At 48.2% G+C, this 17,894-nt stretch carries 15 protein-coding genes; 6 read left to right on the top strand and 9 right to left on the bottom strand.

Features of this window, described 5'->3' with window-relative positions; all coding sequences use genetic code 11:
• Positions 1-4: 4 nt before the first annotated feature.
• The 4 genes from ACYCS5_RS06100 to ACYCS5_RS06115 are packed head-to-tail and all read right to left on the bottom strand — an operon-like array spanning position 5 to position 3,391.
• Positions 5-736 (bottom strand): sugar phosphate nucleotidyltransferase, encoded by a 732-nt coding sequence (locus ACYCS5_RS06100; protein ID WP_029518275.1) that lies wholly within the window; start codon positions 734-736, stop codon positions 5-7.
• A complete protein-coding gene (locus ACYCS5_RS06105; RefSeq protein WP_459760960.1) occupies positions 733-1,533 on the bottom strand; it encodes a glycosyltransferase family 2 protein in 801 nt (266 codons plus the stop codon). The genes ACYCS5_RS06100 and ACYCS5_RS06105 overlap by 4 nt, the downstream gene beginning before the upstream one ends.
• Positions 1,530-2,465, bottom strand: a complete 936-nt coding sequence (locus tag ACYCS5_RS06110; RefSeq protein WP_459760961.1) for a glycosyltransferase family 2 protein — start codon at positions 2,463-2,465, stop codon at positions 1,530-1,532. The genes ACYCS5_RS06105 and ACYCS5_RS06110 overlap by 4 nt, the downstream gene beginning before the upstream one ends.
• Complete coding sequence (locus ACYCS5_RS06115; protein ID WP_069012640.1) at positions 2,462-3,391, bottom strand: glycosyltransferase family 2 protein; 930 nt, start codon at positions 3,389-3,391, stop codon at positions 2,462-2,464. The genes ACYCS5_RS06110 and ACYCS5_RS06115 overlap by 4 nt, the downstream gene beginning before the upstream one ends.
• 559 nt (positions 3,392-3,950) lie before the next feature.
• Between ACYCS5_RS06115 and ACYCS5_RS06120 the strand changes: the two genes are divergently transcribed.
• Both ACYCS5_RS06120 and ACYCS5_RS06125 read left to right on the top strand, forming a co-directional pair.
• Positions 3,951-5,729 carry a M4 family metallopeptidase gene (locus ACYCS5_RS06120; protein ID WP_322252305.1) on the top strand — a complete coding sequence of 593 codons (1,779 nt, stop codon included), beginning with the start codon at positions 3,951-3,953 and terminating at the stop codon, positions 5,727-5,729.
• 468 nt (positions 5,730-6,197) lie between these two features.
• The gene (locus ACYCS5_RS06125; RefSeq protein WP_459760962.1) at positions 6,198-7,997 is read left to right on the top strand and encodes a M4 family metallopeptidase; all 1,800 of its coding nucleotides are present in this window, start codon (positions 6,198-6,200) and stop codon (positions 7,995-7,997) included.
• Positions 7,998-8,127: 130 nt separating this feature from the next.
• Here the strand turns inward: ACYCS5_RS06125 and ACYCS5_RS06130 are convergent, their stop codons facing one another.
• Both ACYCS5_RS06130 and ACYCS5_RS06135 read right to left on the bottom strand, forming a co-directional pair.
• Positions 8,128-8,910: a WIAG-tail domain gene (locus tag ACYCS5_RS06130; protein WP_459761304.1), complete on the bottom strand. Its 783-nt coding sequence runs from the start codon at positions 8,908-8,910 to the stop codon at positions 8,128-8,130.
• Positions 8,911-9,023: 113 nt separating this feature from the next.
• Positions 9,024-10,187 (bottom strand): glycosyltransferase family 4 protein, encoded by a 1,164-nt coding sequence (locus ACYCS5_RS06135; RefSeq protein ID WP_029518269.1) that lies wholly within the window; start codon positions 10,185-10,187, stop codon positions 9,024-9,026.
• Positions 10,188-10,391: 204 nt separating this feature from the next.
• Between ACYCS5_RS06135 and ACYCS5_RS06140 the strand changes: the two genes are divergently transcribed.
• Positions 10,392-11,519: a YheC/YheD family endospore coat-associated protein gene (locus ACYCS5_RS06140; protein ID WP_029518268.1), complete on the top strand. Its 1,128-nt coding sequence runs from the start codon at positions 10,392-10,394 to the stop codon at positions 11,517-11,519.
• A gap of 88 nt (positions 11,520-11,607) precedes the next feature.
• A complete protein-coding gene (gene asd, locus ACYCS5_RS06145; RefSeq protein ID WP_029518267.1) occupies positions 11,608-12,405 on the top strand; it encodes an archaetidylserine decarboxylase in 798 nt (265 codons plus the stop codon).
• Positions 12,406-12,592: 187 nt separating this feature from the next.
• On the opposite strand, the gene ACYCS5_RS06150 is transcribed toward asd, so the two are convergent.
• Entirely contained in the window at positions 12,593-13,378 is a 786-nt protein-coding gene (locus ACYCS5_RS06150; RefSeq protein WP_069012637.1) for a helix-turn-helix domain-containing protein, read from the bottom strand.
• A gap of 180 nt (positions 13,379-13,558) precedes the next feature.
• Between ACYCS5_RS06150 and ACYCS5_RS06155 the strand changes: the two genes are divergently transcribed.
• A complete protein-coding gene (locus tag ACYCS5_RS06155; RefSeq protein ID WP_069012636.1) occupies positions 13,559-14,857 on the top strand; it encodes an aminotransferase class I/II-fold pyridoxal phosphate-dependent enzyme in 1,299 nt (432 codons plus the stop codon).
• 101 nt (positions 14,858-14,958) lie between these two features.
• Here the strand turns inward: ACYCS5_RS06155 and ACYCS5_RS06160 are convergent, their stop codons facing one another.
• A complete protein-coding gene (locus ACYCS5_RS06160; protein ID WP_029518264.1) occupies positions 14,959-16,236 on the bottom strand; it encodes a sensor histidine kinase in 1,278 nt (425 codons plus the stop codon).
• Between the two features lie 206 nt (positions 16,237-16,442).
• Here ACYCS5_RS06160 and ACYCS5_RS06165 point away from each other — a divergent pair, with 206 nt between their 5' ends.
• Positions 16,443-16,559, top strand: a complete 117-nt coding sequence (locus ACYCS5_RS06165; RefSeq protein ID WP_023990126.1) for a hypothetical protein — start codon at positions 16,443-16,445, stop codon at positions 16,557-16,559.
• A 111-nt stretch (positions 16,560-16,670) separates the two neighbouring features.
• Here the strand turns inward: ACYCS5_RS06165 and ACYCS5_RS06170 are convergent, their stop codons facing one another.
• Positions 16,671-17,894, bottom strand: a complete 1,224-nt coding sequence (locus tag ACYCS5_RS06170; RefSeq protein WP_039272674.1) for an ABC transporter permease — start codon at positions 17,892-17,894, stop codon at positions 16,671-16,673.

A 17,894-nucleotide genomic window follows, 5' to 3' on the forward strand; every position in this document is an offset into this window, starting at 1 on the left:
GAGATCAAGGTAGAAGTCCTTTCATTTTCAATCCAGCTTCCTGAAGGGAATCGAAGGTTCCTGCGTCGCTCCAATAACGCCGTAAAATATCATATTCCAGCTTGCCTTCAGCGGCATAACAGTTGTTAACATCCGTGATCTCAAGCTCACCACGTGCCGAAGGTGTAATTTGCCGGATTTTATCGAACACGGCAGTATCGTACATATAGATACCCGTAACGCAATATTTGGATTGGGGATGCTGCGGCTTTTCTTCAATCCGCGTAATGCTCTCCGGGCGCTCAGGATCAAACACGGGTACCCCGTAACGACGGGCATCTGCCACCTTTTTCAACAACACTCTGGCGCTCCCCGGGGGCTGTTGCTTGAATCGTTCGATCACAGGTCCCAAGTCTTCCTTGAACAAATTATCACCTAACAAAACAGTGAATTTCTCTTCTGCCTGCATATAGCTTCTTGCCAGTTCGAGTGCTTCTGCAATGCCGCCCGCCTTTTCTTGAATCCGGTATGTCAGTTGGACACCATAATCACTGCCACTGCCCAAAAAATCGGTATACAGTCCGGCCGATTGTTTACCAATAATAATAAGCATATCCGTGATCCCGGCCTGTCGCAGCCTCTCGATACCATATACGATCATGGGATACTTGCCGACCGGAAGCAGATGCTTGTTGAGTAATGTAGTCAACGGATGAAGGCGCGATCCGGTTCCTCCTGCGAGAATAACCCCTTTCATATCTTCCTTCCTCCTTCGACAGCATGTTCAGTGCATACAACCCCAGCGTTTCCAGTTTCGATGAACATTCTGGGATCTATGCTCCATTTCTCTATAAACAAACGATAGTTCCGCTCGATCAGCTCTTCAATCCAGGAAGTTTCCGAGCGTGAGAAGCTCGCATTCCCCTCGTGATAGACAAAACAGTCGTTGCACATGAGTAGCTTGTAGCCATGCACGCGTGCGCGCAGACAATAATCGTCATCCTCATAATGTCCGGGGCTGAACCGTTCATCCAGCAATCCGATCCGTTCCATCAGATCACGCCGGAATAACAAACAAAACCCGACCAACCGCTTAACCTCCTGCCATCTGGAGGGATTACTTGCATTATTCTGCTCCGCATATCTCAGACAGCTGGCCAAATCTCCTTCTAATCCGTGAATCTGCTGAATACCGCTGACGCAATTCGTCACCGGCCCCACTAATCCCACGATGCTTTCGCTCTGCAATGCAGCTAACATATTCGATAGCCATCGCCGCGTAACCGTCACATCATTGTTTAAAATAACGAACTGGTCACCTGAAGCCAGCCGGAGCCCCGTGTTACATGCTGCTGGAAAGCCTTTGTTTTCAGGAAGACGTATACTGATCAGCCGCTCGGATGCACAAAAATCATCCGTTCCGTCATTCGAAGCGTTGTCCACAACAATGATTTCATACGGTACATCTATCGTATGTGTCCGAATCGCCTCAATGCACGGCTTTAACAGATGCAGGCCGTTATAAGTCGGAATAATGATGCTCGTCAGACTCATAGCTTATTCCTCCCTTTGGCAACGTCTACCCGTGTTGGAACAGGCCCGAGCGGGGAGTACCCGGCTACCTGAAACACCGCCGTCAGTGCCTCTGCATGGTCACCGACGATCAACTGTTCCATAGCGTTCCCTTTGCCAACATTGAAGGTCCGCTTACGGTTCGTTTTAATGACATCAACAGCATGTACTGCCGCCACGATCATGCCATACAGAATTGCCATGGCGTGGGCTTTTGGCGGTACGGCAAGCACGGCTGAGCCAAGCTGATCCAGTAAACGCCGAGATAATGCATGCGGTACCGCGGTCAATGAGCTTGCTCCCAAATCCGGTCTGCGCAGTACGCGATTCAGGAATGCTTTGCACCGTGTCACGCTGTCTTGCTGGGCATAGGGGGGCAAATGTCTGCCCAGATCATTAAGCGCGACATCCGTTCCCTGATCCACCGCGTGGAGAAAAGGCAGCAAATCAGATGCTGGAATCGGCAAATCTCCGTCCACGAACAGCACAATATCAGCCTGCGTCATACGCGCGCCTACTGCACGGCCAACATCATGCCCCAGTCGATCGGGCACGTTGACGAGAGTCACATTAGGATGATGTTTGGCTACGATGGAGCGCGTGCCGTCCGTGCAGCCGTTCAATACGACAATGATATCCGTAAGCGGAAGTTTTTCCAGCTCGCTCAGCACCCGTTCAATCGTAGCCTCTTCATTACAGGCGCTGACCACGGCCGCTGCGGTTCCCTGTAATACAATATCTCCCGGAACTTCGCGTTCCACAGGCGGAGTCACTTTGGTCATTCCTGTTGCCCGAGGTGTGGGCTTTCTCACCCTACGGCTATGCATTGAAGTCGTCGTTCCTCGTTTTCGCTGAACACGTCTGATCCCCCAGCTCGGTTCTTCACGCTTCCCTCTGCGATACGGTCTACTCACAGTTTCACCTCGTCTCTGATCCGTTTGCGCTCCAAATCCGTAAAGCCCGCACGCGTTCCCAGATGCGATGTAAGCCAGGCAATGGCATCCAGATGATCCTGAACAATTACACCTGCCAGCGGGTCCTTGCCGTTCTGTTTTTTACGTGTCGCATTTATTTTACCGACAGCTATTCCATATACAGTCACCACTCGTAACCCGGAAGCGATGGACATAGCTTGAAATAAAGGAGGTTTCTCCAAGGGCTTTGGACCTATTTTATTTAGAGCCTTTTGACTAATGGCGTGTGGAATGCCAGTCATAGATGCCCCCCCTAAATCAGCACGATTCGACAAGATATTCAATACATGCTTTGCCTCCACTACAGGATGTACGGGCGTATGATTCACAGGTCCATGGTAATCATTCAGCACCACATCCGCTCCTGCACATATGGCGTGTATAAACGGCCGGAGTCTAACGCAGGGAATGACGATATCCCCATCCAGGAAAAGCAGGATCTGTCCGGATGCCGCCTCCGCTCCAACACGACGGCCAACATCATGTCCGAGCGGTTCCGGGAAAGAAAGTACACGAGCTCCCGCCGCTGCTGCCACCTTCGCCGTTCTATCGTGTGATCCGTTCTCAACGACGATAACCTCTGTATGTGGATGGACACGGCGCGCCTCGCGAATCACAGCTCCGATTGTTTTTTGCTCATTCATGGCCGGAATAATGACAGATACGAAAAACTTTCCCACTGATGACGGTCCAGATGGTCGCTCTTCGCCGATCTGTGCCCCTCTCTCCGTGTCGAGTACCTCCCTCATGGCAGGGGTCTTATGCATGTTCGGCATTCGTAACGGCAGCCACATCTTAGAATGATAGTATGCGCCGGAATGCCGCCTCCGTTTGATCTTGTATCCAGCTCTTCCCTGCTTCTTCATGCTCCCGTCTCACCTCCCTTCCTGCTGTATAGATGGACAGCATGATTAGGACAGTTCAACATAACCTATGCGGTCCAAAAGCCGTGTGTAACGGCAAGCGTGGAGTCTTTTCGACATAGCAATTTTCGACTTTATTTTACATAACTTATTAATCCTATTAAATAAGTGAGTTATTAGGGTCTAAAGATTCATTTTGGATAAATTTGTGACATAGATCTTCTCGTCTGTCATTCTCTGTGCTAATATCAGAGCCAGATGATGGGAGTTCAAAAAATCAACATTAGTTTTTTTTGCATAAGTCATTCTTTTCCATTATCCACCATTATTCTATTTTCTTTATATACGACAGGAAAGGAGGAGTTTGTCACCTTTTTAGGCCACATGCTTCATACTGCAGTACCCTCTTTTCACGTACGCTTCATGAAAAACACTTCGGTATTTCTCTTCATGTTCCATTTTCTTCTATTCCAGACGACAACACGACCTACATAAATGGCGCAATGCCTTATTCAAGACAGGATGATTCATCCTGACATTAATCGAGGAGAGTGAATTTTTAATGAAAAAAGTATGGGTTTCGCTTCTTGGAGGAGCTATGTTGTTAGGGTCTGTCGCGTCTGGTGCATCAGCGGAGAGTTCCGTTTCGGGGCCAACTCAGCTTACACCGACCTTTCACGCCGAGCAATGGAAAGCCCCTTCCTCGGTATCGGGTGACGACATTGTATGGAGCTATTTGAATCGGCAAAAGAAATCGTTATTGGGTGCGGACGACTCTAGTGTACGTGAACAATTCCGAATCGTTGATCGCACAAGCGACAAGTCCGGTGTGAGCCATTATCGGCTGAAACAGTATGTAAACGGGATTCCCGTATATGGAGCTGAACAGACTATTCATGTGGGCAAATCTGGTGAGGTCACCTCTTACTTAGGAGCGGTGGTTACTGAGGATCAGCAAGCTGAAGCTACACAAGGTACAACTCCAAAAATCAGCGCTTCTGAAGCGGTCTACACTGCATATAAAGAAGCAGCTGCACGGATTGAAGCCCTCCCTACCTCCGACGATACGATTTCTAAAGATGCTGAGGAACAAAGCAGTGTAAGCAAAGACACTTACGCCGAAGCAGCTAACAACGAAAAAACGCTATCCATTGATAAAGACGAGCTGAGTCTTGATAAAGCGTCTGCCTTGAAAGATAGCAAAATTGAAGCGGTGGAGACAGAAAAAAGTTCCATTGCCAAAATCGCTAATCTGCAGCCAGAAGTAGATCCTAAAGCCGATCTGTACTTCTATCCTAAAGGGGATGACCTGCAGCTGGTTTATGTAACAGAAGTCAATGTTTTAGAACCTGCCCCACTGCGTACTCGCTACATTATTGATGCCAATGATGGCAGCATCGTATTCCAGTATGACATCATTAATGAAGCGACAGGCACAGGTAAAGGTGTGCTTGGTGATAGCAAATCATTCAACACGACGGCTTCCGGTAGTAGCTACCAGTTAAAAGATACAACACGCGGTAATGGTATCGTGACTTACACGGCCTCCAACCGCCAAAGCATCCCAGGTACCCTTCTGACCGATGCCGATAATGTATGGAATGATCCAGCCGGCGTGGATGCCCATGCATATGCTGCCAAAACATATGATTACTATAAGTCTAAATTTGGACGCAACAGCATTGACGGACGCGGACTGCAACTCCGTTCGACAGTCCATTACGGTAGCCGCTACAACAACGCCTTCTGGAATGGCTCCCAAATGACTTATGGAGACGGGGATGGTAGCACATTTATCGCCTTCAGCGGGGACCCCGATGTAGTGGGACATGAACTTACGCACGGTGTCACAGAGTATACTTCGAATTTGGAATATTACGGAGAGTCCGGTGCATTGAATGAAGCTTTCTCGGACGTTATCGGCAATGACATTCAGCGTAAAAACTGGCTTGTAGGCGATGATATTTATACGCCAAACATTGCAGGCGATGCCCTTCGCTCTATGTCAAATCCTACGCTGTATGATCAACCAGATCACTATTCCGACTTGTATAAAGGCAGCTCCGATAACGGTGGCGTTCATACGAACAGCGGCATTATTAATAAAGCCTACTATTTATTGGCACAAGGTGGTACTTTCCATGGGGTAGCTGTAAATGGAATTGGCCGCGATGCAGCGGTCCAAATTTACTATAGTGCCTTTACGAACTACCTGACTTCTTCTTCTGACTTCTCCAACGCACGCGCTGCTGTGATCCAAGCGGCAAAAGATCTGTACGGTGCGAACTCGGCACAAGCAACTGCAGCTGCCAAATCTTTTGATGCTGTAGGTGTAAACTAAATCATATACGCTATAATCCTCATATTCTCGTCCATAGACCGTTGCCGTTGTGCAACTGTCATGTGGCCCTACTCATACAATGGACGAAAAAATAGGGGTGCAGTGTACAAGTCTGCGCCCCTTCCCCCCTTATTTATGGCGTCCCCTCAAAGGGGCGCCCTTTTCATATTCATAGAGTCCCTCCGATCATTTTCGACTAAATAAGACAAATAAACCGTAAATCAGGGACTAAAGATTCATTTTGGGGTATTTTGTAAAATTAATCTTCTCGTTCGACAACCTCTGTGCTAATATCAGAGCCGAGACGATGAAATTGCAAAAAAAATAAACCTTAATATTTTACATAAGGTCATTTTTATCCAGCCTCTTCACGTTTCAAAGGAGCAACAAGACTTACATATATGACGCTAGGCTTCTGCAAACAGGGTGTTTTTTACCCCAACATTAATTAAGGAGAGTGAGTATGAATTGAAAAAAGTATGGGTTTCACTTCTAGGAGGAGCTATGTTATTAGGAGCCATTGCGCCTGGAGCCTCCGCAGCTGAAAATTCTGTTCCCGATCCGACTCAGTTTACGCCAACATTCCAAACGGTGAACTGGAAGTCTCCTTCAACGGTAACAGGCGACAATCTGGTCTGGAGCTTTTTAAATCGACAACAAAAAACATTATTGAGTCTGGACGATACTCACATCGGTTCCCATGTGCGCGAGCAATTTCGTATCGTGGATCGTACCAGTGACAAATTTGGTACAAAGCATTATCGGTTAAAACAATATGTAGACGGAATTCCCGTATTTGGAGCCGAACAGACCATCCATGTGAACAAGTCTGGTCAAATCACCTCTTATTTGGGAGCTGTCATTTCAGAAGATCAACAAGCCGATGCTAAAGAAAATACAACTCCAAAAATCAGTGCTACTGAGGCTGTATATACCGCTTATGAAGATGCAGCTATACGGGTTCAATCTCTCACTTCCTCCGTCCCAATCGTTCCTGAACCTTACGAGGGTACAAGTAGTGTAAGTAAAGACACTTACGGAACAGCATCTAACAATGAACTTTCAATCTCTGTTGATAAGGACTCCTTGGATTTGGATAAAGCAGCTGAACTGGAGAACAGTACATTGGAAGTGGTAGAGCCTGCATCCTCTATTCCCAAGATTGCCAATCTGGAACCAAGCGTGGACCCTACAGCAGAACTGTACATCTATCCCGATGGAGACTCCACACGTCTCGTCTATGTAACCGAAGTTAATACTCTACAGCCCACTCTGCTGCGCACACGTTACTTTATTGACGCTAATGACGGAAAAATCGTATTCAAGTATGACATTCTTAACGAAGTAATCGGCACAGGGCGCGGTGTATTCGGCGATACCAAAACATTTGAAACCACAGCCTCGGGCAAGAAGTATCAACTAAAGGATACGACTCGTGGTAAAGGAATCCTAACTTATAACGTCCACAACACCGAGACGCTCCCCGGCACCCTGTATACAGATTCCGATAACGCATGGGAAGATCCTGCTGCGGTGGATGCCCACGCTTACGCTATTCGCACTTACGATTATTACAAGGATAGATTTGGACGCGACAGCATTGACGGGCATGGCATGGCCATCGCTTCGGCAGTCCATTACGGCGCAAAGAACTACAATAATGCCCACTGGGGTGGCACTCACATGCTTTACGGAGACGGAGACGGCACGTTATTTGCCCCTTTTAGCAGCGACCTTGAAATTGTTGCCCATGAGCTGACACACGGTGTGACCGAGCATTCATCAGGGCTCGTGTATTTCGCTGAATCTGGTGCATTAAGTGAAGCCATCTCAGATATTATAGGCAACGACATTGAGCGTACCAATTGGGATTTCGGCAAAGTCGCTTATACCCCTAATATTAAGGGCGATGCCATTCGCTCCCTTTCCGATCCTGTCAAATACGGTCAAGTCGATCACTACAGCAATCTCTATCCTGATCCTAACAACGAGGATTATGGTGGAGCCCATATTAATAGCGGTATTATTAATAAAGCCTACTATCTACTGGCACAAGGTGGCACTTTTCATGGTGTCAAGGTAGATGGAATCGGACGTGATGCAGCCGTATATATTTATTATAATGCCTTCACCAATTATCTGACTTCCACGTCTAACTTCTCCACCGCACGTGCTGCTGTTATCCAAACAGCCAAAGACAGTTATGGTGAAAATTCAATAGCCGTAACCTCTGCTATTAAGTCTTTTGATGCCGTAGGTGTGAAATAAGTGTAATAATATAAACTTCCCCGATATTACAAGTCTACCCCCTTCTCTCTTATGTATACGGCGTCCCACTATGGGACGCCTTTTTTCTAGTATAAAGTTGATTATGGACACTTATATTCCTGGCTTCTTATTATTGCCCCATCGCAATCCAAAGGACCAACCCTTCACATATCGGTCCCGAGTGTATGCGTTCCACAGTAAGTACTACCGAATGCCTCTGACGTTGTGTGACGGATACCATCACTCCCGGTATACTCGCATTGGCAGTGATTACATATTGTGTATCTATAAATGGCTTCTCAAATACAACGCTCACTTCGCCCCTATCTGCCCGTGCGGGTAGGTGAAAAGAAATGCTCCCATATTGTGGTGAAGCTATATGATCGTCAGAAGCCTCGTCACTGGTCGCTGATCCATCGTGAATGGCATTCAAGTCTAATTCTTCTTTCTCCGTATCGAAGGCTAGATCGATATCTTGCTCAGGCAAGATCACACGCTGCTTTGGGCGGTGTCTTCCTTCCGCAATGTGAATACTGGTTATGGAACATTCCAGTAATGAATCTTGCTCTGCCTGATCTTCCGTCGTAATAGACGGTTTATCGTTATCCATCCTGCATTCCGTATCTGACTCAGGCACAGACAACAGCAGTACAGATGCTCGATTCATCTGCATCGCTTCCTCTAGCGTTTTGGGAAGCTTATGCTTCTTCCACGCCGCTTCCTCTACAGCTTGAACGGAGGTATCCTTCTCTACAGGGGCAGGAACCGTTGCCGTCCCGCGCTGGCTCTGTCTAGGACTGCCGGAAGTCGAAGCCGCTTTTTCCTTGTTAACACGGCGGGAGGGAACCGCATTGGAAGGGTTACGTCGCGCTGTTCTTTTATCCTTAGGGCTATGGTTCGTACGATGGTTCATGGTGACCGCTCCTTTGGCACAGGAGTGAACCAGCGGTCGCTCCGCTTCATTCACCCGGCTGGGTATCATGGCTAATGCCTATAAGATAACCTATGCGCGTAACAGCGCCTGCGTCACTCCGTTGCGCAGTCCGTTATGATTTGTGCCCAGCGTTGTGCTGAGTGCTGCCACAAAAATCGTCTCCGTACCTCGCCAAGTCCGGCTTCTCCCATCCGTCGTCGCAAGTCAGGTTGCTGGAGCAGCCTGATGATGGCATCGGCCATTTCCTGCTCACCGTGAGACGGATACACAAGCCAGCCTGTCTCGCCGTGTTGTACTACCTCTGGAATACCGCCGATTCGTGAAGCGACCACCGGCACTCCTGCCGCCATAGCTTCCAGATTGACCAGCCCGAAGGCCTCATCCTTCACTGAAGGAACAACAGTCACATCGGCTAGCTGATATAGCGAGGCCAATGCTGGATGCGGAACATAGTCTAGGAATTGCACATGCTTCCCCAACCTTAGTTTACGCACCTGCCGATGCAACGACGCCGTATACGGCGTGAGGCGGTCATGCCCGTAATAGGCACTACCTGCAATGAGCAGCAGTACGCCCGGGCAGGCGCGGACGACATGCCGCAGGGCCTTGAGCAGCCGGTGAACGCCCTTCCCTGGCATCAGTCTGCCCGCAAATAATACGATTTGGCGGCCTGACCAGCCGAAATCGTCCAATCGCGCCGACCTGGCCGCTTCTGCTGCTGGAGTCCACCGTGGCAGGAAATCGCCAGGATGGATACCCAGCTTGTTTACGACGATGCGTTTCCTGACTGCTTCGGAACAGTCAGAAGCTACGATTGCTCCCAAATACGCACTGTTCACAATAATGCGATCCATTGATGCCAGTAGCCTACCCATGTCCTTCCGTTCAAGGTGAGGCTCCCGGATGAACGTGGTCGAATGCAAGGTCAGCACAACTCGGCTATTGGGCAAAGCCTCGCGAATGGCATACGCAACTGCCGGGCGGTTGTGTACATCTACTACCGCTGGTGACCATCTCTTTAAATCGGCAATCACCTCAGAAATATAACCTGCTCCCCGCGTAAAACGCATACAGGGAATTCCGTCGACATCGCCATGATCCGATGCCTCTGCTCCCTTTATGCCATAGATCTGCGCCTGAAGCTCATGACTAGCCAGCGGTACCATGCGGGCAATTACCCGCTCCACAGAACTGCTGCGGGGCGAAGGTATAACAAAGGAGCCCGGTGTAACAACTGCTACCTTCGGCCTCTGCATCACCACACCTACTTTCTGACCTTATTCCAACACTCTGCAACACTCATCTTGTATCATATCGTCTGCCTCCCTGAAAGGTGCCTCGCTTCTAACTTTGGGCTTACCGCAAGGCTAGCGTCCATGCCTGGCCGATCTTTGATACATATGATGGACTACAATCACAGTATGATCAGTTGGAGTGCTACAAGGAGGGCGGACATACTCATGTTGCATGTCGGCGTCATGCTCAACCCGGCAACCTACCGGGGCATTCCCGCCATGAGGACGCGATATGAATCCATCGCCAATTACGAGGACGCCGGGTTAAGCTACGAGCTCATCCCCTGCTTTCTTCGTCTGGAGGATATTCATATAGCGACCGGAACATGCCGGGCTTTTGTTAAACACGGCAACGAGTATCGGCAAATGACTCTTCCGTTGCCGCCGGTCATCCACAATCGGACTCTCTATCGGCAAAATGAAAATGCTAGAGATATCAACAAGCTTGTACAAAAGGGATACTATATTTTTAATGAACAAAACCGTTTCCCCAAAGACCATATACATGCAATTCTGCAGGAAGACCCTCTGCTACGCATCCACCTCCCCAAAACCTTGCAAGGCAACCTTTCCTCCATCCATACCTTAATGGAGGAAACCGGAGATGTTGTCATTAAACCCAGTAGCGGTAGCGTGGGTAGAGGAATTATGCGTCTGCGGCATTCCCGCGGAGGCTGGACTTTGCAATGTGCACATCCTTCTATACCTGAGCGTTGGTCCACACTACGTTTGCATGTCGGAGAACTCCCGTTATTTCTACACAAACGACTGCTGCATGTGCCTCATATCGTACAGGAAACCATACCGCTTGCTTTGTACAACAATCGTCCGTTTGATATCCGTGTGACGGTTCAGCGCGGATATGGCGGTATCTGGGGTGTGACAGGCATGTTCGCTAAAATTGCTCCTTCCCACACCTTTGTCTCCAATGTGGCACAGGGGGGGACGGCCCGTTCCTTACTGGAGGTGTTATCACAAACAGAGACGGTTCAGACTTCGAACGCAGTCCGGTTAATGAATGAACTAGAGCGGCTCTCGTTACAAATCGTGCACCGACTGGCACAAACCCTTCCTCGTCTCGCCGATGTCGGTCTGGATCTGGGAATTACCCGTGAAGGCAAGATTGTTTTTATCGAATGCAACGGTCGTGACCAGCGCTATGGCTTCAGCCAGGCTGGCATGCACAATGTCTGGAAAGAAACATACACTCAGCCGATGGCTTACGCTCGTTGGCTTCTCGAACGGATGCCTTCGTCAGATACCGAACGTTCACCAGGCCGTCCACTGTATTGATTTACGTCACATTCTGTGTCAATATAGTTCAGAGCGGCCGGACAGGTTCCGGCCAAGACGGCTCGGAAATGAACAAGGGGGATCTGTAATGGCAAAACAGTGGCTGCGGCTCATGACGGAGCTATCATCGCGCAAGTGGGTGTGCCGGATTGTGGGCTCCTTCGCGCAAAGCGGTGCAAGCCGACTTTTTATCCCCACCTTTATACGTACGTACCAGATCCAGACGCATGAGGCTGAACAGGAATGGAAGGAATACCGTTCTCTGAACGCCTATTTTACACGCAAATTAAAAGCGGGCATGCGCCCGATTGATACGAACGCCGAGGTGATGACCAGTCCGGTGGATGCACGGATTACTTTCACTGGCCCAATTACGTCCGGCACTCTTTTGAATGTCAAAGGGCAGGACTATACGCTGGAAGAGCTTCTTAACCGCTCTCCGCGTCTTGAAAAATACACACACGGCTATGCTTTTGTACTCTATCTCAGCCCGACGGATTATCATCGCATTCATGCACCAGTATCCGGTACGCTGGTAGAAAAAGAGCATCTGCGCGGCAAGGTATACCCAGTGAATGACTTCGGCTTGCAGCATATGCGAGCAGTTCTTAGCCGCAATGAACGACAGATTACGTACATCGCCCACGAATACGGTGAGGTGGCGGTCGTTAAGGTTGGCGCAATGAATGTGAGTAGCATCAAATATACGGATGATAAAGCCGTCTCATGGACAAAAGGAGACGATCTCGCCTATTTCGAATTTGGGTCAACCGTCGTTTTGCTAACTGAGAACGGTACGTTTGAGCCAGACCCCGCATTGAAGCTGGGGGATGTGGTGAAAATGGGACAACGTCTGGGTTGCTTTCGACATGATCCCAAAGCATAAGTGAATATATCATAACAGGATTATAGCTACACATATGAGCATTGGGATCGAATGATATAAATTGCTCATATAAAAAAGGACCCGGCGTAATGGCTCGGGTCCTTTTTTTGGAATTTATCCTTTATATTTGTCATGCGTTACTCCCATTATGCCTAAATCCGAAACAGCTTGTCCACCGTCTATAACATTACCGGATCTCAGACGGACTTTTCCCCGTGTATTGCTTGAATTGGCGGCTGAAAAAAAAGATGTCACGATACCCCAAAGCCTCTGCCACCTCGGTCACATTCATTCCCGCATGCAGCAGTAGATGCTGTGCACGCTCAATCCGCATGCTGATAATATGAGATTGCGCGGAAACACCTAGCAGCTCCTTGAATTTAATCGAAAAATAACGCGGTGACAGCCCTGCCCGTGCAGCTAAATCCTCGACGCGATGAGGAAGTCCCGGATGCTGACGCACGTAGTTGGCCGTTTCCCGAATGACCTCGGTGAGCTGGTTACTGGCCTGTTGCTCCTGCGGCTCCTTACGGTCCGCACGCAGCAGATGAATCATCAGTTGTTTTAGAATCAGCTTGCCTTCCTCGTCAGCTCCGTAAGCACGCTCCAGGCGCAGTCGAACGTACCTGGCAAGCATATGCTCTACCTCGAACGTTTCCTCCAGCATACGGTAGCTTGCAGGGACTAGCTCTGGTTGTTCGATGAGATCAAAATGAATATAGGTAAGTATGAGCGGCTTTTGCGGGTTATGTGTGGCACGGGTATCATCCCCCGGCTTGAACAGGAAGCAACTCCCCTTGCTCACCGGATACGATGTTCCGTTTAAGACCACTGTTCCTTCTCCGCTCCATACATAGAATAAATCATAGTTTGGCATCGGCTTCTCGCGTACCTGCCATTTCCAGCCCGGCTCGCACACAATTTTGGCGAAGGCCGACAACAGGATAAACGATGACGCAGATGTATCCAGCAAAATCTGCACCTCCTCTTGTTAATCTTTGGTTGTCCTCTATCCCGTTAATTTATAATATAAGCTCAGCGCCTTCATTAAGCAAAAAAATGCGTTTTTATGCTCCCAGATGCTTTTGCGTGACGCTTACCGTGTGTGATGCTATAATATGTAATCAAAATGACTTGGAAGGATGAAACGGGAATGAATCCACTGGCAGCGCAGTTAAACCAAAACATTCAGACAGGCAACGAGCATGTATATCAAATGCTTTCTCTTTTAGGGAAAGAAATTTATTTCCCAAAAGAGGGGATTTTGAGTCAATCCGCAGAAGCCGGGAAGCTTGCTAAAAAGTACAACGCCACGATTGGTATTGCTACGGAAGGTAACGGTCCTATGCATTTGGAGGTCATTCAGGAGAAGCTGTCCGCTTACAATCCCAAGGATTTATACCCTTACGCACCCCCTGCGGGCAAACCTGAACTTCGTAGTGTATGGCGTGACAAAATGCTGAAGGAAAACCCTTCATTGGCTGGAAAAGGTTATGGCCTTCCCGTAGTTACGAACGCGCTGACCCATGGTTTGAGCATCGTTGCCGACCTGTTCACGGATGAAGGGGACGCTGTCATTTACCCAGACAAAAACTGGGAAAACTATGAGCTGACTTTCGGTATTCGCCGTCATGGACGTTTGGTGAATTTCCCGTTGTTCACAGAGGATCAACGTTTTAATAGTGAAGGATTACGCGAGGCGCTACTGGCACAGAAAGAATACGGCAAAGCAATCGTTGTGCTGAACTTCCCGAATAACCCGACGGGCTACACACCGGGAGTCGAAGAGGGTAAAGCGATTGTTGCTGCCATTCAGGAAGCCGCAGAAGCAGGCATCAATGTCGTAGTTGTGACGGATGACGCTTATTTTGGTCTGTTCTTCGAGGACTCCCTGCATGAATCACTATTCGGTCAGTTAGCTGGACTTCATCCGAGAATTCTACCCGTCAAAATTGACGGAGCTACCAAAGAAGAATTCGTTTGGGGCTTCCGTGTCGGATTTATTACCTTTGCTTCGGAACATCAGGATGTACTGAGCGCACTGGAACAAAAAACATTAGGGATTATTCGGGCAACGATTTCGAGCGGTCCTCACCCATCTCAAACCTTCGTCCTGGATGCCCTCAAATCACCCGATTTTGCACAACAGAAAAATGAAAAGTTCCAAATTATGAAGGGGCGGGCTAATAAAGTCAAAGCGTTGCTCGATAGTGGAAAATACGGAGATGTATGGAGCTACTATCCTTTCAATTCGGGTTATTTTATGTGCCTTAAGCTGAACGGCTTGTCCGCTGAACGACTGCGCACACATTTGCTGGAACAATATGGGGTAGGAACAATTGCGCTGGGTGAATATGATCTCCGAATCGCATTCTCATGTATCGAGGAAGAGTATCTGGAAGACCTGTATGACATTGTTTACCGTGGCGCACAAGATTTGTTGAACGCATAATATGTAACAGATTCAATATAGCATCATTAGCGGTATGCCGGATGTTGTGGCATACCGCTTTTTAATGGGCTGAACCATTGTAAGTCACACTTCGAAACAAACTATCCTTCAGCAGCGAGCATTGATTCTTGTGCGAGTGGCAGCAGGATGACTACCTCCGTTCCGACTCCGGGCTCACTCTCATAGTGTATACTTCCGTTCATGGCTTCAATGATTCGAAAGGAGACGACCGTTCCCAGTCCCGTTCCTACCTCTTTGGTTGAAAAAAACAAAGTACCCACTCGCTCCAGATGCTCCTGACTCATGCCTTTTCCTGTATCCCTAATATGCAGACATGCCTTCTCTTCCTGAATCGCCAGCTTTATGTATACCCTGCCTCCATCATCCGCAGCTTCGATCGCATTTTTCGTCACATGTATTAACGCCTGTAACAGCTGATTACGATCCATATGTACGTATATTTCATTCCTTAGCTCAGTATACAGTCTTACGCCTTGCTTGGTCGCCATCGGTTTCAAAAGCAAAACAATCTGTTGAACCATGCCAGACAGATCCATCAGCTCTGTGTTCCCAATCTGCGGTCTGGATAAGTTCAGATAGTCGCTAATAATTCTTTCAGCCCGATCGACCTCTGCTAGTGCCAAAGCAATATATCTGCGATTTTTCCCTTCTAGCCCTGACTGAACCATTTGCAAGAACCCTTTAATAACGGTCAATGGATTCCGTACTTCATGAGCCATAGAGGCAGCCAGTTCACCTAACGTATTCAGATGCTCAGCATATTTAATCTTTCTTCTCATTTCTTCCCGTTCCAAACTAAACTCCATCCAGAAAGAGGAGGCTCCAATGCTTAGGAATTGAATCATACCGAACCAGAGTATTGCCCGGATCAGCTCGATCTCATCCTTATCTAGCCTTCCATTGACCCAGGAATGTATTAACAGAAATATAAACATGGCAATACTGGTCCATATACTCATTAGCATATTCATGCCCACCCGAAGCAATATACTATTGAGCTGCATAAACTTTTTTCTCACCAAGAGAGGCCCCAAATAACACAACATCATGCTGGGAAAACTCACCACTATAGACTCAGGATCTATATACATACGAGCCATCACCATCAACGTTATATTCAGAAGCCCTGCCTTAGGACCAAAATATAAAACAGAAAGGATCAGAGGAACATATCGAAGATCCCAAAATAGTCCATACCAAATATACGAAAACATAAGGCAAAGCACAGAAGACACACCCAGCACCCCTCCCATAAGCAACGGGGTATGTTTCATATGCCGATGATCTGACAAAGCGCTATATACCAATAACGGTACAAACACAAGAAATATGTTCACGAGCAGCTTATCTATCAGCATCTCGTCTTTCCCACTTTCCAAGTGATAATGATTACGTACTTCTTCTATTCTCGACAATACGTGTCTTTTCCTCTCTCCTCCCCTACATCTGATGAAAAATATAAGGCGATTCAGCAACATACCTGAGCAATGGCCCACGCAATCTGAAAATCCACTTCATAAGATACGATGTATCCTTTATCACAATGACCGAGAGGAGAATGAGCATGGGAGCAGAAGAAACAAGAGGCGGTTACGGTGGTTACGGCGCATTCACAAGCACAGGAACAATTCTGGTACTGTTCATTTTATTAGTTATCATCAGCAAAACGATCTTTATATAAGCTGACGGATATCTGCACCCACGGCTATGATAGCAGTACAAAAAAAGGCTAATTCGCAAGCAGCAAGTGCTGCCTGCGAATTAGCCTTTACTTTATTCACATAGATACAAATCACACTTCTTCTTCATCCTGACCGTCCAAACGCCATTTTTTGGCTTGAGCGCCTCGTAGCAGGAACACTACTGCAACTCCCCCAAGCAACGTGAGCAGTGTAGACAGTAGATCTTCCGTTCCCTTTGCCAGAAAAGGAAGCCACAGAACCACAGCAGCCGGCAACGTCAACCGAACAACAAAGTCGAGAAAAGACGCACGACGACTATGCGCAGGAATCGGATACAACTGAAGCCATAACGAATCCTTGTGATACTGCCTTAGTGAAGTGACCTGTACACCAATGAGGAATATGAAAAATAAATATACTGCAATACCAATCCAACTAGCATGGGTGATATATATAATTAACAACCCCAGAATCCCGAGCCGAATGACAATACCTGCTGGCTCTGTGCGCAGGAACGTCTTAAACAGCAGATAACGATACGCTCCCCTTCTGTTCCAAGGTATGTTACCTCCCAACCAGGATAGCCAACGGCGCGGCGTCACTCTCTGCGTAAGGGCGGGCACATCGACAAACCAGCCCAAAGTGCGCATCACCCGAGCAGCCTGCATACCCTCTGTACGAATCAGCTTTTCCCAAGCCACTAGCAGCTTGACCGGAAAACGCAGAACAAGCACGTACACCACACCGACCAATATGATAAATGGTACGCTGTGTAGTGGAGGCTGCCATAGCCATGCGGCTACCATCAGCACAGCCAACACCCACCGAAGCAGACGATAGCCTATACTCCCGCCAATCGATACCATACGAAGCTCTTGCCAGCCGCCGTAGCTGAATAGCAGCTTTAATAGCACGAACAGTAGCAGGGTCAGTAGCAACGGCTTAGGCGCGGAATCACTGCGAATATACAGCGGCCACACTATAATAGACAGCAATAGCAAACCGAATATTTTATACACCACACCCCGAATCCGGCTGGCCTTAAAATAATAGTGCATTGCGTGCTCCTGTGGACGGAGAAAAACAATATCCGCTGCGTTTAAATACGTACGAAAGCTCGCATGAGCAATCGGAATAGCCACAATAAGCATGATCCAGCGGATGGGCAAATCCGGTGGAGTATGCATTAGTAGCGACGTGTACCATGCGGCAAAGGCAATCAGTGCAAAGCCGAACACCACCGCCAGACCGCTCTGAATGACATAGCCCAGATAAGGCAACACCTGTCCCCAGAACGCTACACGTCTTTCTTTATGCAGACGTTGCAAATCCAT

Source organism: Paenibacillus sp. SEL3, from assembly GCF_054602585.1.